At 40.1% G+C, this 299-nt stretch carries 1 protein-coding gene; it reads right to left on the bottom strand.

Translation table 11 applies throughout. The features are described from left to right. Nucleotides 1-191 (bottom strand): acyl-CoA dehydrogenase family protein (locus HC176_RS18930; RefSeq protein WP_167920515.1); only part of this gene is annotated, 191 nt, incomplete at its 3' end. Between the last annotated feature and the right edge of the window lie 108 nt (nt 192-299).

Below are 299 nucleotides of genomic sequence, written 5' to 3'. Positions count from 1 at the left end.
ATTCCGCCGCCGCCGTATTCGGGAGAGACCATCATTCCCAAAAATCCGAGTTCCCCCATCTTTTTGATCTGTTCCTTCGGGAACTCCTGTTTTTCGTCTCTTTCGATCACTCCGGGCAGCAATTCGCTCTTTGCAAAATCACGTGCCGCATCGCGGATCATTATATGTTCTTCAGTTAAATTAAAATCCATTCGGTAATTTTTTAGAATTGTTGAATTTTGGTTGCCAAAGATACCGTTTTACAAGCATTTTTTCAATTGAGTTGGCTATTTTTACCGGCATGAAAAAAAATAACTATA

Source organism: Tamlana crocina (assembly GCF_012037625.1).
Note: the sequence above shows the minus strand (reverse complement) of the source record. Positions and strands in the feature narration are given on the sequence as shown.